This window comes from Methanosalsum zhilinae DSM 4017, from assembly GCF_000217995.1.
Taxonomy (GTDB): Archaea; Halobacteriota; Methanosarcinia; order Methanosarcinales; family Methanosarcinaceae; genus Methanosalsum; species Methanosalsum zhilinae.
This window is the reverse complement of record NC_015676.1, coordinates 925,637-947,081: the sequence shown is the minus strand read 5'-3', so window position 1 is coordinate 947,081 and position 21,445 is coordinate 925,637. Positions and strand designations below refer to the sequence as shown.

Genomic DNA, 21,445 nt, shown 5'->3' with positions numbered 1-21,445 from the left:
AAAATGAAATACAATAAAATCTCGGTCTTATTCATTCATATTTCTGGATATGGATATCAGGTCGCTCAATATGGCGCTTGCCGTTTCAATAGAACCTGCACCTCTGCCTGTTATTGTGACCGGTCCTGCAAGGTCAGTCTGTACTGATGCAACATTAAGGGTGTCTCCGACTGAAAGCGGATGCCCTATGGGTACCAGACGAGGAGCTACGCACAGGAGATCCTTTCGAACTTCTCCTATCAGTTTTGTTACATATCCATCATTGTATGCAAGTATCATTGATTCTGGGGTAATTTTTGAAATTCCGGTCACATCTACATCCTTATAGGTGGCATTCATTCCAAAAACACTATTTGCAAGAATAACTAACTTGCAGGCGGCATCAATTCCTTCAACATCGTATGTGGGGTCAGTCTCTGCAATTCCACGTTCCTGAGCCTCTGCAAGCATCTGTTCATAGGATGCTTCTTCTTCCAGCATCCGTGTGAGGATATAGTTGCAGGTTCCGTTCAGAATTCCCTGTATACTTAGAATTTCATTGCCTGCAAGCACCCCCTTGATCAAATTTATTATTGGCATTGCACCGCCAACCGTTGCCTCGAATCTGAACTTTGATCCAGAACTGTTAGCAGCTTCTACAAGTTCCGTATACTTAAGAGCAAGGGGGCCCTTATTTGAAGTAACCACATCACGGCCCTGCCTGAAAGCCTCAAGCATATTCCTGAGACCGGCGCCACCATCATCAATATTCGTAGGGGTTGTTTCAATAACAACATCATGTTCAATATTCTTAATTACATCAAGTCCTGTTTTGTCAACAAGAGCCACTGTTCCTTTTGAACGTTTCCTTTCAAGGGCTTTAGCAAGATCGATACCTTCAGTATCTATTTCAGCTCCTCTGGAATCAACAACTGCTACAACTTTTATTTCGAGATTTAGATCTCGCAGATAATCCATCTTCTTCAAAATAACTTCTGCTACGCCCTGTCCAACAGCACCAAAACCTATAATAGAAACACGTATAATATTCATTGCATCCCCTACCTTACTTCATCTGAGTTTCAATCGGCTCAATAACCAGAAGATTCTTTTTAGAAGCTACATTTTTCAGAATAGATATAGCTTCATACAATTCCTTTTTCCCAACAGCATCTATCTTTAAAAATGCAGATGACGGCTTGCTTACACGTGGCATTGAAAGAGTAAGGCCTACAACTTCTGCAAAACCAGTGTTGTCAATGGTATCAATGGTATCCTGTATATTTGTATGGACAATGTGGCCAATAAGGATCACCGCCCCGTGTTCAATGAATCTCTCTTCTCCTACTCTTACCACATCAACACCACTATTTTCCAGCCGGGAAATTAATGTGTCAAGATTACTGGATCCAATCTCAAATACCAGCTGTACCGGAATAGTACCACGGGGAGTATGCTTCTCATGATGATGTACAATCGAAATCAGGTTTCCTTTAAGATCTGATATGGGTTGTAACGCTAAAAGCAATTGTCCTGGAATATCTTTTAGTTCAATGTCCATTGAAACTCGCATATAAGCCCTCGCTGTATCTTTATGTTTATGAATTTGAGTATAAGATTGGTTCATCACTAATACCTTTATCGATATTATCTGTTCACCTACATTTTGATTGAACATTGTTATACTTATAACATATCATTTATTTCCTTTTTCAGGCTTATGAACCAGTATTATCACATTTCCTCTTCCATGTTTGAACTTTTCAATCAGGCCATTATGTTCTAGTTCAGATAACATGAGGCTTACTTTTGCCTCTGAATAGTTCATTCTTTTTCTAAGTTCTTTCTGGGTAATACGTCCTTCATGTGATGAAATAATATCCAGTACTTCCTGCAGGTCAGAAGACAGTAATAATGTGTCAGATGATCCTGGATAGTTATTATCTAAGTCCTTCTTTTTTTCCTCTTTTTCCTCTTTTTCTGCCATAGATACAGCAGAACCATTTTTCCATAGGAAATATCCTGCCATTACCAGAATAAGAAATGCAGTAAACACTAATATTAAAGTGAACATGTCCAGAGAGATACCAGAGTCATCATCCGCAGGCCTGGACCTTTCCTCAGCTATACTGGTCATATCTTCATTAAATTCACTATCAATGAGATCTTCATCATCAAAAGCAGGTAAAAGAAGAAGATCAAGTACATAATTTCCCTGACCTTCTATAGTTATCCTTTCTTCAGCATAAGCCCTGAGCGTTCCGTTCTCGTAATATCTTGCAGATATTTTATATTCTCCCGGTGAAAGGTCAAAGGAATATATCCCATGCTTTGCAACCAATGACTGCGGCGGTGTAGAATTGACTTCAACAACTGTATTTTCCAGTAAATCAAATGTATACCAGTCATATACTGCACCATGTACTGTGGCTGTACCTGCCTGCACAGGTGTTGCAATAGCAATCAATATTAAGAAGGCTATCAGAAAATGAAATACGTTTTTTGATTTCACAAAATTCATTATATCAGTATAAAATATATTTCTATTGCTTTTCTGAAGATTTTTGTATCGGGATATATAATAATCTAAAGTAATATAAAGTTTCAGTTGCCAAAAAAAAGCATATTAAAGCTTTAAATTATAAATTTATTCTTGAAATATATCTTTATAAAAAAGTATACTTATATTTCAGCCATCTTTATTATCAATTGTTTTTAGGAAAATGAAAACTAAATTAATGGAGGAATAGTATGAGAAATATAATTATAATTTCAATCTTAATTATCGCTCTATGTATGCTCCCGGTAGCATCAGCTGATCTAGTTGAACTTGAAAATACAGCTGAAAACTATGAGTTCAGAGATGCAGGGACAACTCCGGATTCTCTGTTTTACGGATTCGAAAGAGCCATCGAATCCATTGACATCCATTTGACGTTTGATGACCAGAAAAAAGTTGAAAAAATACTTTCATACAGTGAAAGGAGACTAAGTGAAGCATGGATAATGCAGGAAAGAAATCAATCTGATCTTGCAGAACAGGCTGAACAGAGATATACTGAACATCTGATGATGGCCAGAGAACTGGGACATAATGTGGCTGATGACGCAGTAAGACAGGAAATAGAGTCGGCTATTAGTCAGGCAACAGGAATTCATATGATTGTTCTTGAAAAGAAGAGTATTTCACCCAATGACAGGGGATATACTGCAAAAAAGACTGCTGAAGAAATTAGCATTCAAACTGAAGTAAATCCTGTTGATAAGGCTCACAAATATTCAAGGATTGCAGAACATCGTTTAAACGAGGTAGACAGGCTGGTTGAAAGTAACAGAACAGATTCTATAGAACCGGTACTTGAAGACTATGAAACAATAATAAATGATATGAGCATGATGGCAGAAGGTCTTGATGAGGCAAATAGGACAGAAGTCGAAATTATTGTAGCAGAATCCACTTTAAAACATCAGGAAAGACTTGAAATGGTGCACCAAAAAGTACCAGATAATGCAAAAGAGTCAATTGAAAAAGCAATGAACAGATCTCTTGCAGGTCATGAACGAGCTCTTGAGGCACTCGAAAAAAGAGATAGTATACCAGAGGACCTACGAAAAGATATTGACAGAGCACCTGTAGTTAACGAATCAATCCGAAATCAGAATACAAATAATGTGGAACATTTCCAAGGACAAAAAGAGATGGGAACAGAGCATATCTAATCTCATTGCTCCTATCTATTGGAGGTTAACTTATGAAGCCAAATATTAAACGAATAGTAATAACCTTTATTATACTATCCATGCTAGTGGTCATACTTTCACCTGTAGTATCGTCAATGGACAATAGAGCAGATGAGAATCGCTCTTCGAGCGATTTTTATGAAGATGCCCTGAATAATACTTCACAAAAGGAAGATCAGAATGAGAACTTTGATCCAATAAACCAGAGAAGGGATAGCTTTCCAGCACGTGATGTTGCACCAAATAGAAACCCAAAGATACCATCCGAAAGAGAAGATAATGTCAATGATATGCCAGCTAGAATGAAGGATAGAGGAGAAACTAAGCGGGATAACATTACAGATAATGCAGTGAAAAAAAGAGCAGAAGTCCAGGAAAAAATACAAATTCTTAGACAGACTCCTCCGGGGCCTGAAAGAAGAGAAATTGTACTTCAGTTCAAGTCTGAATATGCACAATCAAGAGATAATTTCAGAAACATAAACGAGCAGATAAGAAATAACAACATACCTCCAAATTCTGATGTTGCAATAGCTGCGACCAAAAACTACATGCTGAGTACGGTTGATTACATGATTGTTCAGCTTGACAATATAAAGCAGAATGCTCAGAATTTAGGTGATCAAGACGATAAAGTTGAACAAATGGAATATTACATCGAGCAACTGGAGGCTGAGAGAGCAAATATAGAAAACATTGATGAAAGTAAAGATCTTGCAGAGACTGCCCAGAATATACTTACTATCTGGAGAGAAGCATATTCCCAATCAGAAAGTATATCGTTTGACACAATGACGAAAAGAATTGAGGACTATCTTACTCAGACAGAATCATACTCCATACGTATTGAAAGTGAGATCACAAGCCTTTCAGATGCCGGCAGGGATACAGCACAGATAGAAGAATTATATATGAAGTATAAACAGCTTATTGAGGAAGCCAAGAATAGCTATGAATCTGCTCTTAGTAAAGCTGAAGACAGGTCTGATGAGCAATCTCTAAAAGAGTCCATGGATTATCTCCAAAGATCCAGGACATATATAGATGAAGCAAATACTGTTCTCAGAGATCTATTTACAGTAATCGAAAATGAAAGAAACGGGCAGGTAAAACTAAACAGTTCTGAGAAACTATCATCAAATGGTAATGGCACTGTTGTTCTTTCAGGAAACCTGAGCATCGATGCTTCAGCATCTGACAGTAAGTTGATAATAAAAGATCTGGCACAGGATTCCCATATAAGAGTCGATGGAGACTACTGGCTGGTTAACGGCAATATTGAAAGGTCAGATGATCAACGTGCTCTTGTATATCAGAACCTGAATGGATCTGCATTCATTGAAGGATCCCGGCTGACTGTAGTTATTGTTGGTAATGACATTTCCTTAGATGTTGCCGGAGATGGAAAAATAGTATTTTCAGGTACAGGCACATACACGATTGAATCAGATACAGGATCATCTCAAAGGTATCAGTGGATAACAGGCTTTGGGGATCAGGAATATGAAGTGATAGATGGAATTGCTGCTATCAAAGATGCTGAATTATAAAATCAGATTCAGGAGTTGTGAGCATATGAACAAAAGAATTGCAGAATATTCTGTGATGATTATTCTAATTTTTTCAGCCATTGTGTTTACCGGATGCATTGAACTCCATCAAAATGATATACTGTCAGAGGATATAGGGTCAAACTTTAGTGCAGATGAAGTTCTTAATGAAGAATCAATAATCCTAACAGACATTGAAATGGAAGTTATTGACGAGGAGATAAATTATTTTGATACTCTGTTTCAGGAAGAACTTGTTCCAGAAGAAGAATTGATGTTCTATGATATAATTGAGATATACTCAGCTGGTAACTGATAAATTTATATATAATAAACTATAATATGATGGAAATAATATTTTGGCTACTAGATAATAATTATATAGAAGAATACAATATATGAGCAAGAAATTATTTGAAAATTTATTGGAAATACCATCCAATGAGGTAGATTATGAGTAACACTATTAAAACAACATTATTGCTGGCCACACTAACAGGTTTACTGGTTATTGTAGGTATGCTGGTTGGTGGAACAAGCGGGATGATAATAGCATTCATATTTGCTATTGTCATGAATTTCGGTACATACTGGTACAGTGACAAGATTGTACTGAAGATGTATCGTGCAAAGGAAGTTACAGAATCTGAACAGCCTGAGCTTTACAATATTGTCCGCAGGCTTGCGATGAGAGCAAAACTTCCAATGCCAAAGGTATATATTGTTGAAACCTCGATGCCAAATGCCTTTGCTACAGGAAGAAATCCTGAACATGCAGCAGTAGCTGCTACCACAGCAATAATGAACCTCCTGACAACAGAAGAACTTGAAGGAGTGATTGCACATGAACTGGCTCATATCAAAAACCGAGATACTCTGATAAGTGCAGTTGCAGCAACAATTGCAGGTGTGATCACCATGGTTGCAACCTGGCTGAGATGGACTGCAATATTTGGAGGTCTCGGTGGCAGAGATAGTCAGGGTGCTGGCAGTATTGTCGGCTTTATTGCACTGGCTGTAATTGCACCACTTGCAGCAACAATAATACAGCTCGCAATTTCAAGATCCAGAGAATTTGCGGCTGATGCAGAAGGTGCACGTATATCACAGAAACCATGGGCCCTTGCAAACGCGCTTCAAAAACTTGAACGCGGAGTTGCATACCAGCCTAAAGGAGAAACTATCAATCAGGGTACAGCGCATATGCTGATAGTAAATCCACTCAAGGGAAAAGGACTCACATCACTATTTAGAACACATCCTCATACAGAAGAAAGAATTCGCAGGCTTAAGGAAATGAAATAATTTTCCTTAATTCTTTTTTTTCAGATTCTGATGTTCTCTGAATATTCTCCTGATCAAATATCATGATCAAATATTTTAAAGCACCATTCTAAAATCCTTTCTATTTCTCTAAAGACGAATTATTATCACATATATTAAATAAGAATTTGGTCTATAAATTAGGTTATATTGTCAATATACATTTTACACAATAAAAATTTGTCTTACATTCAGGAGAATTTTTATGAAAAAAAATCGATCGGAAGAATAATAAAAGCCAGTAGCATAAGTGATGCATGGTATCGGGGATTGAACGTTATATGGAACCACGGGGAAACAATAACTGATGAACGGGGCACCCAGATTAAAGAGTTTATCAACCTGATGATCGTGATAGATGACCCTTATACAAACCAGATTCCTGAGGACATTTCATGGAACACAGAAAGACTTGAAGAATATGCTAAACAACTTATATCCGGTGAAAATGTTCAGGATTTTGAATATACATATGGACAACGTCTCAGGAACTGGAACTCGGAGATCGATCAGATAGCATATGTTATAGAAAAGATTAATGATAATCAGAATACCCGAAGGGCAACAGCAGTTACCTGGATCCCTTCAATAGATACAAAAGTTGATGAAGTTCCATGTATGATAGTGGATGACTTTAAGGTTAGAAACAACCGGCTAAATCTAACAACTCTTTTTAGAAGCCATGATTTTGGAGGGGCCTACCCTGCAAACCTTTACGGCTTATCAAAACTACTCGAATATGTAGCTGAAAATACAGGAGTTAAACCCGGTAAAATCACTACCATAAGCGTTTCAGCCCACATATATGACCATGACTGGGAAAAAATTGAAGAAATTCTAAAGGGTGTCTGATCGATGAAAGTATCTATCAAGTCCTCCTATTTGGAAGGAGAAATATATGCACCATCTTCAAAGAGCTATACTCATCGGGCAATTACAATCGCTGCACTATCCAATAATTCAGTTATTCACAGGCCACTTATATCTGAAGATACAAAATCAACTATTCGTGCATGTGAAATGTTTGGTGCAAAGATAGAACAGCACAATTCTGATCTCATCATCAAAGGAGTCAATGGACATCCACAGATACCGGATAATGTTATCGATATTGCCAACTCAGGTACTACCCTTCGGTTCATGACAGCAATAGCTGCTCTTACAGATGGAATTACTGTTCTTACTGGAGACGAATCTATAAGGTCTCGACCAAACGGACCTTTAATTGATGTGTTAAATAGCATGGGAAGCAGAGTTTATTCCACCCGCAATAACGGATGTGCTCCACTTGTGATACATGGAGGAGTGAAGGGATCGGATATACAGATAGGAGGATCTGTAAGCTCACAGTTCATATCAGCCCTTTTAATCACATGTCCTGTTCTAATGGAAGAGTCAACAATAATTATCCGTGGTGACCTCAAATCAAAGCCTTATGTAGACATAACACTGGAATTAATCGAAAATGCCGGTGGATGTATAGAAAATAAAGAATATAAAATGTTCAAAATTATTCCTGGTCAGAAATATAACCTTAAGGATTATACAGTGCCCGGAGATTTTTCATCTGCTTCATATCTACTCGCTGCAGCTGTACTTGCAGGAAAAAGGACTGGAATTACCGTTAAGAATATTTATCCATCCAGACAGGGAGACAGAAAAATTATCAATATCCTGGAGCAAATGGAAGCAAACATTAAATGGAACAGAGAAACAGGCGATGCCATTGTAAAGCCGGGAAAACTTAAAGGAGTTACAGTAGATGTAGGAAACACTCCCGATCTTGTCCCTACAATTGCAGTTCTGGGAGCAGTTGCACAGGGAACAACCATAATTGAGAATGCAGAACATGTAAGATATAAAGAGACTGACCGTTTACATGCCATAACTGTTGAACTGCGCAAAATGGGTATAGATATACACGAAGAACAGGACCGTCTGATCATAAATGGTGGCCATCTGGAGGGTGCAGATGTGCATGGATGGCATGATCACCGAATTGTAATGGCCCTCACCGTTGCTGGAATGGTGGCAGGTGATACAACAGTGGATACTGCAGAATCAGTAGCTATATCATATCCTGACTTTTTTGAGGATATACGCTCGCTTGGAGCAAAAATTCAGATTGATGAAGAATAATACTATCTTAAAATGTTTTCAGATAATTAAAAAATAGAAATTGAATAGGTAACATGATAGTTACCCATCTCTTTTTTAGATTTATTTTGCCGGAATGATAAGTGATCTTTCACCAGCTGGAGAGAACTCTCTAAGAGCGCCTCTGCCAAATTCTTTCCTTGGCTGTGTGAAGTCAAATGGCAACAGATCGTCTGCAAAGCAGATCTTCAGGAGTGGGTTCAATGCAAATGCATCTCCACGTCCTGCATGAGCTGCTGATGTGATTGCAGCATATCCACCCTGGTGACCCACATTCATTGCGTAGTTTGGATAGTTTGGACCACGTAGCTCAATTGGGGATCCTTCGTCAGACTGGTATGAGAATACGTTGGTTGCACCACACTGATCCTGCAGATCGTATCCAAAGAAGCCAAGACGTCCGTGTGCTTCCTTGTGCAGGTACATGCTCAGATACCATGCAGAAAGACCAGCATTTCCGTGTCCTGTTGCAATTGCAGTTGCGGAACCAGCTGCAGCGGAGAGAACAGTTGCCCTCTGAGATCCACCAAAGTGGTCTTCAAGTGCAGTTGGATATTTCTCATAGTTCTCCAGTCCGTATATTGTGGACTCAGTTGCAATATCCTTTACTACATCAAGGGTTGGTTTGACCTTATTGTCAGTACCGGTATTTGCAGCACCATCATACTTGTCATTGATATAATCAACATCATAGTACAGGTTGTCATCAAGTATGTTGTTGGTATATGCTGCAGTTGCATACTGTGTGAAACCAACACCACCAGACATGTATGATCCAAGCCAGATCTGGTCGTAAAGCATACATCCTGCACCTACTACTTCAAGAGCAATGTTTGCAGGGTCTTCTGGGGTCTTTCGACTGGTCTGGACAATATCTGCCATGTGTCCGAAAGTAAGTCCTCCAGGTTCGTTTGGTGCACGTGCACGTCTTGCTGGAAGCATATCTCCCATGGAGACAACAGCCGCATGTTTTGCAGAATATGAAAGATCAGCTACTGCTGCTTCACCGGCACACATGTTGTATGCTGAGATAAATGACATACCTACCTGCATAGCAATCCACCTGCTGGTCTGTCCACCATCAGTTGTTCTGCTAACAATGGTTGGAATGTGTGCAGCCTGCCATGTTGTTTTTCCGATTGATTTTTTGAGCTGCTCTGCCTGTTCCTCAGGGAATTCTTTGTTGATATCGATCAGGAACTGTTTGTCAATCTCATCAGCAAGGTCATCATCACCAGTGAAGATTTTAACATAACAGTCATCTACAAGAGCTGGATGGGTTTCCACCATATATTCCTGAACAACAGCCCCACCAGGCAGTGCATGGTTTAGCACCTCAAGGTAGTGGTTGATGGTTTCTGGAGTAACCTCCATTCCAAGTCTTTTCTCGAGTGTCTCGTGAGCCATGTCCAGCCCGACAATACAGGTTCTTCTGATGTCATCCCACATCTGCTGCATTGCAGCATTGTTGACGTAGTGAAGATCATCAGGTTCAACCATTATGTCGGTTCCTGATACAAAAGATGGCGTAATTGCTCTCTGACCGAGAGGAATTCCACCACAGTGCATCATCGGATTATATCCTACAAGCCCTCTCTCTTTGGCGACCTTCTGACCAGCTTCCCTCATTTCACGTTTTCTTGGATCCTGGTCAACACCAAGTCTGTGATACTTGTTTCTTGTGTCGGTAATTGATCCGCCACTCTGTTTATTGTCCCCGAATTCCTTGGTAAATTTGATTTCAAGTTGTTTCTTGAATCTTCTTTCTCTATCAGTTGTCATTTTTATCACCTCAATTATTGTAATCTTGGCTGGAATCCATACTTAGTTCTCTGTGACCAGACTCTGTGTACCCATTCAACAACTTCTTCGTCATCTCTGAATGCAACATTGTCGGCACGGAATATGGTAGTCCTTTTAGCGGCTTCATCTTCAGACATTGGTTTTCCAAGATCGACCTTTTTATCCAATGGTCTTCCGACCTGGTCCTTGTCCATGATGATTGTGCCGTTTTCAAGTCTCCTTCTGTCAAGCATGTCGAACATCACACCGTCTTCCTGAAGACGCAGTGAGTGGCCATGGACAGTGGCACCTCTTAGACCAGAAAGTGCAGGACAGCTGATTTCTGTTTCAAGAGAAACTTTTGCTACATTTTCCATATCCCTTTCACGTGCCTCTACTACCTGTCTTCCGGATAGTGTACCTGGGTCAACACCTCTAAAGTTGATAGCAGCAAAATATGACCTGAAGTATGGTGTAGCTGGGGCATTGTACATAGAATCTACAAACTGAACATATCTTACACGGTCACCAGCTTTTGCTCCTTCAGTTGGTTCAACCAGTTCTCTTATTGAACACTCCGGTTCACCCATTTCAGCAAGTGGTGGGTGTGTGCTTGGGTAATCACTACCTGGTGCACGATGTCCTAAAATCAAAGTCAGGTCTTCATCTGAAATTTCTCTGAGCTTTTCCAGTTTTCCTGACATATGCTTTCTTCTATTTTCAGCAACTATTGTATTTCCTGGATAAAATTGTGGTTCATATGCCATAATTAGCACTCCTTAATTTTAAATTGTTTTCATTGTTATTTTAACATCTTTGACGAGCTCATTTAGTTTATCCCTTGTTGAGGATTCACCTCTAACGACTCCCGTCACGATTTCCATTACTCTTCCCTTGGTTCGGATATCTTTTTCTTTAGGTTTTACAGCTTTTGTTATAATCCCTGCTTTTGCAAAGTCCTCAAAGTCAACTGGCGGCTGGCATACAACTATTGCAGGAATGTCTACATAAGACAATATTTCCCTGACCTTTTTCATAATGTGATCCGGAATGTTTCCTACGTGTATCACAGCCAGCTTGTGCCTTGCAATCTGCTCTATCTCCTCCGGGGAGATTCCAAATGATCCTGATGTCATTTCCACATCCGGAACACCCGATCCTGCTTGCAGTACGAGCACGCTGACCTGAATATTTTCTTTACGCATCCCATATGTTAGCTCACATACAGGTTTTGTAATATGTCTTCGACCTGGACTCATTGCAACAGCAATGACATCGGAGCTCCCAGCTTCGGAGATGGTGCCTCTTTGTGCGAGTCCTCCTCCCCTGCCAAGACCCATTCCATGCCTGCAGTCCACTACCTGAGTTTCCCGGTCGATCATATCAGATCACTCATTGTTCTCATCGTCTTCATCCCTCTTAAGGATGCAGACCTGCTCATCAATCTTAGCCTTTGGATCGAATAATCCCCGTAAGGTCGGATCCGCATCAGGACCTCTTTTTGCATAGTCTGTTACTGTCGATCTTTTTGCGATAAATGTTCCCTCTCTAAATTCAAAACCGAAAGGTATCATTTTTTCACAGACTTGCCTGACCTTCTCCTTTACATCCGTATTTGCAAGTTCCAGCCTTATTCTTCCGACCATAATAGAAAGTTCAAATGTAGTATTTGCTATCTGTACTACCTTTCTGTCCGGATGATGTACATCTTCTCCGGTAGCCGGTCCATAAGGCACTTTGAGAGGCAATCTTGGACCCTGTATCACTGCCCTTAGTATCCCATCAATATTGCTGAGCTCATTGAGCAGTTTTTGAGCTTTTTCCGGGCCAAGTAGTCGTTTTGGAAATATCTCAACCTGAACAGGTTCTTCTTTATCTGAAGCAGAAACCATTGTGTAAAACCCTTGATGTTAATTAAAGAGCCTCTGAGATTGCATTGATTGGTTCTCTGAACTCTTTGATTGATCCGAACACATCACCGATAAGACCTGATGTCTTTTCAATTGTGAACATCTGTGTTCCTGCATCAAGTGATACTGCTGCAGATACACATGGGATCGCAAATCCTCTGGAGTGTCTTGTAACTATGTGGTTACCATTAAAGATACCAGGTCCTCCTCCTCCATAGATTGAGTGACTGAAGAATGAGAAACCAACAGCAGTACCCTGAACTTTACCAAAGTCACAGCCAGGAAGTCCTGTCTCTTTCTCAAGTATGTCATTGAAGTACAGCAGAGTGGATGAAACGTTCTGTGCTGCTCGTCCTGCACCTACGTTAACCATTGTTGCTGCAAGACTACCGGCTGAAGCACATGCATTCCACATTGCAACATCTTCTGCTTTGTAGAAATTATATCCAGATGGTGCAGTCTTATCAACAGATATAATACCTGCTTCAAGCGCTTTTTCTACAGTTGATTGAACTACAGTACCAACGGTACCATCTTTTGCGTTCTCCTTTACAATTTCATGAACAATGTTATTAGCATTAAGTCCCTGATAGGCAAATCCAAGCAGCTGGAACCTTTCAAACATTCCAACAGCATTACCCATCTCATAGATACCTGCCTGTTCATAAACAGATGATAGAGCAGCAGCATTCATAGCTTTTCTTTGTGTGATTGCTGCGATGTGATTTGTCATAATGTTTCTTAGAGAGAATCCAAGACCCTCATTTTTCTGTGGAATACTCAGAATTGAAGCAACGTTTCCGCCTGCAAGATCCATGGTCTGAGGATAACTTCCCCATACAGCTGCTTTGACATATGGTGCGTCAAAAATATCTGTGTTGAACTGGTTCATGATTGACTGGACAACTGCAGCTGCACCAACAGTAACAGCTGAAACATAATCTGCACCGGCTGTGGTCCTGACTGTTGGAACCTGAACGAGCAGCTGTTTTCCACCACCAAGGGTTGCTATGTTTGTATCATCGCCTTCGCTGACCTGAACAAGCTTCTGTACCTCGTCCTGAATGGCGCCTGCATTTCCTACAATATCGTAGTCAAGCTCGTTTCCAAGTATCTGGCGGCCTTTTCCACCCATTTTACCAGTTGAGAGTGCTTTTTCTATACCAGCAAGATTGATTGCAACAGATCTTTTTGTTTCGGTAACGATCTTCTGAATTGCTTTGTTTCTTGTTGGAGCAATTTCTACAAGGTCAACGCCGCTTTCTAACAGCTTACCTCTGTCGTCATAAATGTCTATTTTTTCAGACAAGTTTACTTTCCTCCTATATTTATCTGTTAAATCACTCATCAGAGGTTGTTTCATTTTCAGAGTCAAGAATTTGTTCAGTGTGTGGGACATGTGCTACAGTACCCAACTGCGCATTTGTATTTCCCTCTGAAGTTCCTCCTGATAAGCTTATGATGAACATTGGTGTATTAACTTTTAAAGGTTTTCATTCTATCCGCCTGCATTTAATTTTTTAATGATAAATTATTATGACTTAAAAATGATAATGTCATACTTTGGGAATAAAATTAATATGTGGTAAGTAATTATATATATCATAAAATCCTAACTATCCTGTCTGTTTTTATTGAACTTAAGCAATAAACATCAATCTGAACTTTGACTTTTTTTTGGATACAAATCATTGCATTATCGTTTTCATCACCGTATCCTTGATGATTTGTATAAATGAATACATTGAATGAATACATTGCTTTAGATAAATGAGTCTGATACCAGATTTGTCTGGTAAGATTTTTTTATTAATAATCATAATTTTGAATAGTACCCAAAACCTTTTTAAAAATGCACCGCCTTTTTTCTGTTGAATATAATGAAGTTTCTTGAAAAAATCTTTGGCAGAAAAAAAGAAGAGCCTGAAACACTATATCTGGAACTCGAAAAGCTTCCAGAATGGATCAAAAATGAATCTGAGAAGGAAATTGATGAGCTCAGGCCTTCGATACAGGATATATATAAGGAAATAAATGATGTGCTTGAAGAGCTCAAGCATGATAAAGAATACCTGATGGAAGCAGAGCCCGTTGAAACTGCAGATAAAAGAATGGAAAAGGTGGGGGATTCAAACAGGGACAACATCATAGACAATCTGGATATGCTTATGGAAAAGATCTCGATCCCGGATGATTTTTCTCTTCAGGGATCATACAAATTTTATGTAGATTCCAGATCTGATATGAACACATTTCTGGATAATGCCCGAAAAAGCATGATCTATGCAAAAGCTCTTTACCCTGAAGAATATCGAAAAATAGACACTGATCTTGAAAGGTTAAATGAACTTTTAAGTGACCTTTTTAAAACAATAAAAGAACCAAAAAATAAACTGGATTCCTCAGAGGACATAATTGCAAACATAGAAAATATTCACAATTTATGGAACGAAATAGATACATCCAGAAATAACATACAAAAATTAAAAGATAAATATTCTTCATTGAACAAAGGTATGGAAGAAACAGAGTCACAATTGGATAGGTTGAAAAGCAGTCAGGAATATGCGAAAGCAAAAGAAATTGAAAATGAAATTCAGAATACCAGAATTCAGATCAATGATATGGAATCCGAAATAAAAAGAATGTTTACACCATTATCCAAAGCATTATCCAGGATGAAAAAACAGGACGAAAACAAAATGTATAAGTTATCTCCCCAGTTGCGCAAAATGCTTGATATGATAATGGATAATCCCTCCAGTGCAATTGATTATGATTTAAGTCCTGTTTATGATGAAGTGTTGCTAAGAATTGAAAACGATTCTCTTGGCTTAAAAGATAAAAAGAAAGAAAAGACACTCGAACAGGTTCAAAAGCTTAAAAATTCGTCCGAACCTCAGAGATTATATGAGATAAAAAATCAGCATAATATTCATCTGAATCAATTAATGGAAAAGCTTGATCAGATAAGTGTATATAACAAAAAAGAATCACTTGAAAAAGAGATATTCCGAAAAAAGAGCATGCTTGAATCAATACAGAAAGAACTGGATACTGAAAAGAAACATCTTGACAATCTGGAAGTAAAACTTGAGGATGAAAAATCTGAACTTAATTCAAACATGAGAACTGTTTTTGGTCAGGATATAATAATAAATTATTAATATTCCGCTAAAATTGTCAATATATTAATAGTTCGTCATTAAATTCAATAATATGCAATAAATAATAGGTAATATTCAGGCAGACATCATGAAGGCCTGTCATATTTATTGAAACGTCAAAAAAATAAAATTGCTACAATGACCAAATAATATCAGAAATAAATATTAGATATTCCTCATCTAATATTGCATTACCTGCTAATTATAGGTTATAGATTTTCAGTCAAAATTTTTCACAATCAGGAAGTAAGATAGCCTTTGCGCTCAAGCCAATCAACCTGTGGTCTTGTATATTTCCACACTACATCTGCCTTTGAATCCTGTACTTCCCAGGGAGCTGCGATCACTATATCGCCTTCGCGTACCCACATTCTTTTCTTCTTTGAGCCAGGTATTCTTCCCATTCTGGAAGTTCCATCCATACAATGAAGTCTCACACGCCCTGCACCCATCAGATTAGATACTGTTGCCAATATCTCATTTTTGTCCCTTCTTGGAACACGTACTCTTGTTACAGCTGGTTTGTCTGAAGATTTAGCACTACTTCCTTTACTTTTTCTCATATTACTTCTATAGTTTGCCAGATTAATACCTCTGTAGCATTTATCAACTATCTGAATGCATTTATACCTTTTGCTATATACCAAAAAAGTAGAAATAGAAAAACAAATAATTACTCATAATCATTACTACATTTGCAATTCCATTAAATCAATATGCAAAAATAAAGGCATAAGTATATAAAGTATTTTCAGAATGATATGAATAAGTCATATAAAAAATATCTGCATACATCAAATAATCTACCCAGGCAATAGCAAAAACGGATTAGGAAAGTACGGACTCTATCAGATTATTTTTATATCTTTTCCCAGTTACCACACAATATAAAAAGATCAGGAAACTGTGGGATTTTATTTAAATATAACATTATTAACATGAATAAAAAAGAGATTGAAAATCAAGCCACGCAAAATGATGAAAATCGTTGCATTCTGGCAATCAGGGCAGGTAAAATCGCAGTTTGGGACCTGAATGTCCATACTCATGAATTATACATGGATCCTATCTTAAGCAAGTTATTGGGATACGAAAGCATCCGTATTATTACTAGCACAGATGATTGGATGAAATATATTCATCCACTGGACAGGGACAGGATAAAAGACCAGATTCAGAAGCATTTTAATGGAATAATTCCAGAAATTTCAATTGAGCACAGGATGCAGGAAAAGTGTGGTAAATATAGCTGGTTCCTCCTGAACGGAAAGCTGATCGATGGAGCAGAAAGTCATTCACGGCGGATAGTAGGAACAATTGTTGCTACCAATAGAGAAAACGATGATCCTTTTTATAGGTATTCCAATGAAAAATATTTCAACATTTTAGAAAACGCAAATGAAGGGATCATTATAATTCAGAATAATCAGATCAAATACGCAAATAAAAGATTTGAAGACATTACAGGTTATCCGATAAAAAATATAGTAGGTTCTGTGGCTATAAATTATATTGCCCCGGAATATAGACGGATGGTGATGAAAAGATACCATAAAGCACTTAATGACCATAGAAAAATGCGATATGGACATTTTTTAACAAAAAGACCAAAATCATATGAGATAGAAATACTTTCAAGTAAAAGCCAAAGAATTCCTCTTGAAATTATTTTTTCTACCATACAGTATGAAAATAAACCTGCTGTTGTGATGACCTTAACAGATATCACACTTCAAAAATCAACTCAAGAGGCCTTAAAACTGAGTGAGGAACGTTTAAGTCTCGTACTGGAAAGCAGCAATCTTGGAATATGGGATTGGAGCATAAATGATGGAAAAATAATGTTTGATCAAAAACTTGCAGATATAATCAATCACAATCTCATAGGCCTTGAGACTGGAATAGAGACCTGCAAACAAATCCTGCATCCTGATGACATACCAGAAATTAGATCTACTCTTGATAATCATTTTAAAAAGCTTGATCCATATTTTGTCAAAGAGTGTCGAATATTAACACAAACCAGAGAATGGAAATGGATACTTGTTCAGGGAAAAGTAGTTGAATGGAGCAGAAAGGGGTATCCAGTAAGAATGGTAGGAACAATCGGAGATATAACCCAGAGGAAACTAGCTGAAGAAGAATTAAAAAAATCTAAAAATGAACTTTCAAAAGCTTATGAAGACCTCAAATCACTTGATAGGATGAAAAATCAGTTGATTTCAAATATCAGCCATGAGCTTAGAACACCGCTTGTGTCGATCATAGGTTATAATGAACTTATATGTGAAGAGGAACTGGGGTCACTGAACGCCCAGCAGAAAAAAGCAGTATCAACTGCTCTGGAAAACGCCAGACGGCTAAAAAAACTAATAGATTCACTACTTTACCTGAACATAATGGATATTAACAATTTCACTTACGAAATAAATAATGTTCAACTCGAAGATATGGTCTGTGAAATAATCTCAGATATGTCCAGGTATATTGAAGAAAAAAATATTTCAGTCCAAACTGAGATTCCACCATCATTACCAGCTATTAGGGGAAACAAAGAACAATTGTCTCTTATGATTTTCAATCTGCTGGATAACGCGATTAAATTTACACCTTCTGGTGGTTCGATCAATGTGAAATTGCAGGATAACATAAATGAGATACATATAAACATAAAGGATACCGGAATCGGAATACCAAAAAAGATGATACCTGATATATTCAGATTATTTTACCAAATAGATGCTTCGAGTAATCGCAGATATTCTGGAACCGGCCTTGGAATGTATATATGTAAAACCATAGCAGATTCTCACAATGGGAAAATAATAATCGACAGTGAAGAAAATAAAGGTACAACCGTTACAGTAATATTACCCAAAACTGCAAGTTGAAGAATTCACAAATTATGTTTAAGATAATTGAATAATTGCAGACAATTCAACATACAATAAATCAGTAGTTAATTACCCGCTCAATGGAATCATGAGCCATACAAATCACTTTATGTTTTAAGGATTCAAAGTCCTGAAAGCGTGAATAATTCGTGTGCTTAAACAGGCTCTTTTTAATTTGTCTTCCAATTATGTCATCATTACCCTGCTTTACGATAATAACAGTGGATGAAGGATATAGATCATTCATGAATCCCTCACAGTCCTGATCCCCATCCACAATTCCTATTAAAGGAATGGAAAATCTATGCAGAATATTTCCAGCAATGGCAGTAGTATCATCACCTATCGTTATCGCAGAATCTGATATCGGCTCGGATCCAAAGATATATTCAAAGGTATTTTCTGCATCATGATCAATAAGCGCAGTCCTTGTACCTGAGATATTATTTCTTCTGAAATTATTATCCCAATTTACTGCATATGGTTTGCGATCTCTTAATTTCCCGCTTTTAATCCATGCTTTTTTTAAATCTAAAGGTATTTTCTGTTCATATCCATGAAGCTTTTCAGCACCATGATCTTTTAGTCTCCCTCCATCTATGGAGAACAGCATCCCGTTCTTAAAAACAACACTTACATTATCTGTAAGTGCTTTTCCTACGATTATCCCATTAATGAATATGTTTTCTCCTGCTTTAACTCCTGAGAGATACCTGACACAATAACTTCCGTTGGTTTCTACCTCTATCGAAGAAGCATAAAATTCGTTTCCAGAAGGTTTTATTCCAAGTATTTTTGAAAAATATCTTACATGGGGAACAGCTTTCTGATTGCATGGAAACATTTCCTCATCAGAGCAGCCTGGACGTTCAACATGTATAAACGGTTTCATATCCAGAGTTAGAATATTACCAGCTACAATAGATGCAAATCTTCGGCCATTTAAAAGATTTTTACCATGATTTATTAAGAACACAATATCACATTTATGCATCAGTTGTTCTACCAGTTTACTGGGTTTCAAATTGCACTGGATATCAATCACACCATTCAGACCGGCATCCATTACAGCTGTTTTTCCCATAGTGCCGCCAAGCATGGCTGTGATATTCCCATAAATTGCCAGCTTTTCAAGTATTGTCTGTGCATATCCAGAATCAATTACCTCTGGACCGTGAAAAACAATACCTATTTTCATAGAATTGAAATAACAGAAGTTATTACTTAAGAGCTTTTACCACTTCTTTTCCAAATTTTTTTGGCACTTTTTGGATCTCTTGCAGTAATAATATCACCATCAACTACAACATCTTTATTTTCATAGATCCCGCCATACTTTTTAATTTCATTTATACTCTGAGGATCATTGAAAACAGTACACTTTTTATCTTTTAGTATTCCAGTCTTTGCCAGAACAACAGGAGATATGCAGATAGCTGCAATTACCTTTTCCTTTTTCTTGCCATCATCTATCAAATTATGGAGTTTCTTATTCTCCCATAGATATTTCTTTGAGCCCATTCCACCAGCTATAACAATCGCATCATAATCATCAGCCTTTGCATCTGCTATTCTTACATCAGGCTTTACAGTGCCTCCAAGCATGCCTTTAGCTGTATCAGTAGTGAGGCTTGCGACACTGATTTTTGCATCTTTGGATTCAAATATTTTTTTGGGTTCAAAAAATTCCTCATCCCTGAAATCATTCTGGGCCACAACCATAAGTATTCTGCTGGAACTATCATTTTTTGCCATAATCATTCACCAATGCATGAATTGTTCTTTTTACTTTTAAACTTCGCGGAAGTTAAAATATTACATCCATGTCGAAAGGTTTATTCAGGTTTGTTACCAATTCTGGCTAAGATAAAATGCCTGAAAAACTTTATGATCATATCAATGAAATACTCAAAAATAGGCCCCTTTCAATCAGCGGTATAACCCGGGAATTGAAAACAGCAGGAATTTCAGAACATAGGCTAATGCTCACGGGCTACTTGAGAGCGTTAAGGGATCTGAAAAAAATCAGCGAAACCGATATCCCACCTTCTAAGGTATACACAATAAAAGAAGATCTGGATAATCCAAATGATGACATATATCATCTCATAGCAATGCACTTAAAAAGCATAGATTATGAAATCAGGCTTCCAGTTGCAGTATATTTAATATCAACACTATGCAAACGATCAGTTTTCAGACAGGAACTAAAGCTGGCAGGTATAAATATCAGTAATCTAAAGAACTATCTCGAAGACGATGAATTTTTGATCAGGGAATCAGAGGACAGTAATATTAGAAAATATCGTACAGAAATTACAAAAATCGATATTCCAGTCAATGATCCTGCATACGAGGTAGTCACTATATCTAAAAGACTAGTACAGATATCAGGTAGCGTTATGGCTGAAATCCTCAAAGATGTTGTCGATATGAACGGGCTCATCCCAAAAACACAACAAACAAAATTAACTATGTGATCCTGATGATAAGTTATCCTTAAAACACGTTTGTTTTTTTTTGCACAAAATTTACTTACAGAAATGATTTAACTTCGAAACTGCTCGAAGCTATCTAAAAGAATAAATATCCTGCAATCCAATATTCTCATCTAACGTAACTAGAAATCAAAGCAGATATTTTAATATTTATAGTTAGCAGATATTAAGGAATAAACCATATTCATAAAAAATTCATTAATCCGGAGTGGGAGCCAATTGTCAGACCAAATATCACTTGAGATCATTATCTTTTTTGGTGTAATGATTATTTTTCTTTTGGCCATATCTGCTGTTTTTGTATACTGGATATTACTTGCCCGAAGAGCACTGGAGAGTGGACGCCAGAAGCAAAAAACTGCAGGGCAAAAAGATCCAAAGGACAATAGTTCCAGGAAAAATGGTTCTTTGAAATATAGTTATTTGAAAAAGTAGATCATAATC

At 37.7% G+C, this 21,445-nt stretch carries 22 protein-coding genes; 10 read left to right on the top strand and 12 right to left on the bottom strand.

The window, feature by feature from the left end; all coding sequences use genetic code 11:
* Positions 1-27: 27 nt before the first annotated feature.
* The 3 genes from MZHIL_RS04410 to MZHIL_RS10740 form a co-directional block, all read right to left on the bottom strand.
* On the bottom strand, positions 28-1,032 hold the full coding sequence (locus MZHIL_RS04410) for a homoserine dehydrogenase (protein WP_013898167.1): 1,005 nt from the start codon (positions 1,030-1,032) through the stop codon (positions 28-30).
* Positions 1,033-1,045: 13 nt separating this feature from the next.
* Positions 1,046-1,552, bottom strand: a complete 507-nt coding sequence (locus MZHIL_RS04405; protein WP_013898166.1) for an amino acid-binding protein — start codon at positions 1,550-1,552, stop codon at positions 1,046-1,048.
* 123 nt (positions 1,553-1,675) lie between these two features.
* Entirely contained in the window at positions 1,676-2,500 is an 825-nt protein-coding gene (locus MZHIL_RS10740; RefSeq protein WP_013898165.1) for a helix-turn-helix transcriptional regulator, read from the bottom strand.
* Positions 2,501-2,730: 230 nt separating this feature from the next.
* Here MZHIL_RS10740 and MZHIL_RS04395 point away from each other — a divergent pair, with 230 nt between their 5' ends.
* The 6 genes from MZHIL_RS04395 to aroA all read left to right on the top strand — a co-directional run bounded on the left by MZHIL_RS04395 (position 2,731) and on the right by aroA (position 8,732).
* Positions 2,731-3,699: a DUF5667 domain-containing protein gene (locus MZHIL_RS04395; protein WP_013898164.1), complete on the top strand. Its 969-nt coding sequence runs from the start codon at positions 2,731-2,733 to the stop codon at positions 3,697-3,699.
* 32 nt (positions 3,700-3,731) lie between these two features.
* Entirely contained in the window at positions 3,732-5,270 is a 1,539-nt protein-coding gene (locus MZHIL_RS04390; protein WP_013898163.1) for a hypothetical protein, read from the top strand.
* A gap of 25 nt (positions 5,271-5,295) precedes the next feature.
* Positions 5,296-5,586 (top strand): hypothetical protein, encoded by a 291-nt coding sequence (locus tag MZHIL_RS04385; RefSeq protein ID WP_013898162.1) that lies wholly within the window; start codon positions 5,296-5,298, stop codon positions 5,584-5,586.
* Positions 5,587-5,723: 137 nt separating this feature from the next.
* Entirely contained in the window at positions 5,724-6,575 is an 852-nt protein-coding gene (gene htpX / locus MZHIL_RS04380) for a zinc metalloprotease HtpX (RefSeq protein ID WP_013898161.1), read from the top strand.
* Between the two features lie 198 nt (positions 6,576-6,773).
* Complete coding sequence (locus MZHIL_RS04375) at positions 6,774-7,445, top strand: thymidylate synthase (RefSeq protein ID WP_245527564.1); 672 nt, start codon at positions 6,774-6,776, stop codon at positions 7,443-7,445.
* 3 nt (positions 7,446-7,448) lie between these two features.
* Positions 7,449-8,732, top strand: coding sequence for a 3-phosphoshikimate 1-carboxyvinyltransferase (gene aroA / locus MZHIL_RS04370; RefSeq protein ID WP_013898159.1), 1,284 nt, complete (start codon positions 7,449-7,451; stop codon positions 8,730-8,732).
* An 81-nt stretch (positions 8,733-8,813) separates the two neighbouring features.
* On the opposite strand, the gene mcrA is transcribed toward aroA, so the two are convergent.
* The 6 genes from mcrA to MZHIL_RS10815 are packed head-to-tail and all read right to left on the bottom strand — an operon-like array spanning position 8,814 to position 13,911.
* Entirely contained in the window at positions 8,814-10,532 is a 1,719-nt protein-coding gene (gene mcrA, locus MZHIL_RS04365) for a coenzyme-B sulfoethylthiotransferase subunit alpha (protein ID WP_013898158.1), read from the bottom strand.
* A gap of 14 nt (positions 10,533-10,546) precedes the next feature.
* Positions 10,547-11,299, bottom strand: a complete 753-nt coding sequence (gene mcrG, locus MZHIL_RS04360) for a coenzyme-B sulfoethylthiotransferase subunit gamma (protein ID WP_013898157.1) — start codon at positions 11,297-11,299, stop codon at positions 10,547-10,549.
* An 18-nt stretch (positions 11,300-11,317) separates the two neighbouring features.
* Positions 11,318-11,914: a methyl-coenzyme M reductase I operon protein C gene (gene mcrC / locus MZHIL_RS04355; protein WP_013898156.1), complete on the bottom strand. Its 597-nt coding sequence runs from the start codon at positions 11,912-11,914 to the stop codon at positions 11,318-11,320.
* A gap of 6 nt (positions 11,915-11,920) precedes the next feature.
* Positions 11,921-12,424 (bottom strand): methyl-coenzyme M reductase operon protein D, encoded by a 504-nt coding sequence (mcrD, locus tag MZHIL_RS04350; RefSeq protein WP_013898155.1) that lies wholly within the window; start codon positions 12,422-12,424, stop codon positions 11,921-11,923.
* Between the two features lie 22 nt (positions 12,425-12,446).
* Positions 12,447-13,751, bottom strand: a complete 1,305-nt coding sequence (mcrB, locus tag MZHIL_RS04345) for a coenzyme-B sulfoethylthiotransferase subunit beta (protein WP_013898154.1) — start codon at positions 13,749-13,751, stop codon at positions 12,447-12,449.
* Positions 13,752-13,782: 31 nt separating this feature from the next.
* The gene (locus tag MZHIL_RS10815) at positions 13,783-13,911 is read right to left on the bottom strand and encodes a hypothetical protein (RefSeq protein ID WP_281033996.1); all 129 of its coding nucleotides are present in this window, start codon (positions 13,909-13,911) and stop codon (positions 13,783-13,785) included.
* Between the two features lie 411 nt (positions 13,912-14,322).
* Here MZHIL_RS10815 and MZHIL_RS04340 point away from each other — a divergent pair, with 411 nt between their 5' ends.
* Complete coding sequence (locus MZHIL_RS04340; RefSeq protein WP_013898153.1) at positions 14,323-15,609, top strand: coiled-coil domain-containing protein; 1,287 nt, start codon at positions 14,323-14,325, stop codon at positions 15,607-15,609.
* A 239-nt stretch (positions 15,610-15,848) separates the two neighbouring features.
* Here MZHIL_RS04340 and eif1A read toward each other — a convergent pair whose 3' ends face one another.
* The gene (eif1A, locus tag MZHIL_RS04335) at positions 15,849-16,172 is read right to left on the bottom strand and encodes a translation initiation factor eIF-1A (RefSeq protein ID WP_013898152.1); all 324 of its coding nucleotides are present in this window, start codon (positions 16,170-16,172) and stop codon (positions 15,849-15,851) included.
* Between the two features lie 375 nt (positions 16,173-16,547).
* Here eif1A and MZHIL_RS04330 point away from each other — a divergent pair, with 375 nt between their 5' ends.
* A complete protein-coding gene (locus MZHIL_RS04330; protein WP_013898151.1) occupies positions 16,548-18,500 on the top strand; it encodes a sensor histidine kinase in 1,953 nt (650 codons plus the stop codon).
* A gap of 61 nt (positions 18,501-18,561) precedes the next feature.
* Here the strand turns inward: MZHIL_RS04330 and MZHIL_RS04325 are convergent, their stop codons facing one another.
* The gene (locus MZHIL_RS04325) at positions 18,562-19,701 is read right to left on the bottom strand and encodes a DUF2117 family protein (RefSeq protein ID WP_013898150.1); all 1,140 of its coding nucleotides are present in this window, start codon (positions 19,699-19,701) and stop codon (positions 18,562-18,564) included.
* A 26-nt stretch (positions 19,702-19,727) separates the two neighbouring features.
* Positions 19,728-20,258, bottom strand: coding sequence for a DJ-1/PfpI family protein (locus MZHIL_RS04320; RefSeq protein WP_013898149.1), 531 nt, complete (start codon positions 20,256-20,258; stop codon positions 19,728-19,730).
* 116 nt (positions 20,259-20,374) lie between these two features.
* Between MZHIL_RS04320 and MZHIL_RS04315 the strand changes: the two genes are divergently transcribed.
* A complete protein-coding gene (locus MZHIL_RS04315) occupies positions 20,375-20,983 on the top strand; it encodes a hypothetical protein (RefSeq protein WP_013898148.1) in 609 nt (202 codons plus the stop codon).
* 237 nt (positions 20,984-21,220) lie between these two features.
* Positions 21,221-21,436: a hypothetical protein gene (locus tag MZHIL_RS04310; RefSeq protein ID WP_013898147.1), complete on the top strand. Its 216-nt coding sequence runs from the start codon at positions 21,221-21,223 to the stop codon at positions 21,434-21,436.
* Positions 21,437-21,445 lie beyond the last annotated feature (9 nt).

Excerpts from the sequence above, each read along its gene's own strand:
- MZHIL_RS04410 (WP_013898167.1), bottom strand. The coding sequence starts at position 1,032 with ATGAATATTATACGTGTTTCTATTATAGGTTTTGGTGCTGTTGGACAG.
- MZHIL_RS04405 (WP_013898166.1), bottom strand. The coding sequence starts at position 1,552 with ATGCGAGTTTCAATGGACATTGAACTAAAAGATATTCCAGGACAATTG.
- MZHIL_RS10740 (WP_013898165.1), bottom strand. The coding sequence starts at position 2,500 with ATGAATTTTGTGAAATCAAAAAACGTATTTCATTTTCTGATAGCCTTC.
- MZHIL_RS04395 (WP_013898164.1), top strand. The coding sequence starts at position 2,731 with ATGAGAAATATAATTATAATTTCAATCTTAATTATCGCTCTATGTATG.
- MZHIL_RS04390 (WP_013898163.1), top strand. The coding sequence starts at position 3,732 with ATGAAGCCAAATATTAAACGAATAGTAATAACCTTTATTATACTATCC.
- MZHIL_RS04385 (WP_013898162.1), top strand. The coding sequence starts at position 5,296 with ATGAACAAAAGAATTGCAGAATATTCTGTGATGATTATTCTAATTTTT.
- htpX (WP_013898161.1), top strand. The coding sequence starts at position 5,724 with ATGAGTAACACTATTAAAACAACATTATTGCTGGCCACACTAACAGGT.
- aroA (WP_013898159.1), top strand. The coding sequence starts at position 7,449 with ATGAAAGTATCTATCAAGTCCTCCTATTTGGAAGGAGAAATATATGCA.
- mcrA (WP_013898158.1), bottom strand. The coding sequence starts at position 10,532 with ATGACAACTGATAGAGAAAGAAGATTCAAGAAACAACTTGAAATCAAA.
- mcrG (WP_013898157.1), bottom strand. The coding sequence starts at position 11,299 with ATGGCATATGAACCACAATTTTATCCAGGAAATACAATAGTTGCTGAA.
- mcrC (WP_013898156.1), bottom strand. The coding sequence starts at position 11,914 with ATGATCGACCGGGAAACTCAGGTAGTGGACTGCAGGCATGGAATGGGT.
- mcrD (WP_013898155.1), bottom strand. The coding sequence starts at position 12,424 with ATGGTTTCTGCTTCAGATAAAGAAGAACCTGTTCAGGTTGAGATATTT.
- MZHIL_RS10815 (WP_281033996.1), bottom strand. The coding sequence starts at position 13,911 with ATGTTCATCATAAGCTTATCAGGAGGAACTTCAGAGGGAAATACAAAT.
- MZHIL_RS04340 (WP_013898153.1), top strand. The coding sequence starts at position 14,323 with ATGAAGTTTCTTGAAAAAATCTTTGGCAGAAAAAAAGAAGAGCCTGAA.
- eif1A (WP_013898152.1), bottom strand. The coding sequence starts at position 16,172 with ATGAGAAAAAGTAAAGGAAGTAGTGCTAAATCTTCAGACAAACCAGCT.
- MZHIL_RS04330 (WP_013898151.1), top strand. The coding sequence starts at position 16,548 with ATGAATAAAAAAGAGATTGAAAATCAAGCCACGCAAAATGATGAAAAT.
- MZHIL_RS04325 (WP_013898150.1), bottom strand. The coding sequence starts at position 19,701 with ATGAAAATAGGTATTGTTTTTCACGGTCCAGAGGTAATTGATTCTGGA.
- MZHIL_RS04320 (WP_013898149.1), bottom strand. The coding sequence starts at position 20,258 with ATGGCAAAAAATGATAGTTCCAGCAGAATACTTATGGTTGTGGCCCAG.
- MZHIL_RS04315 (WP_013898148.1), top strand. The coding sequence starts at position 20,375 with ATGCCTGAAAAACTTTATGATCATATCAATGAAATACTCAAAAATAGG.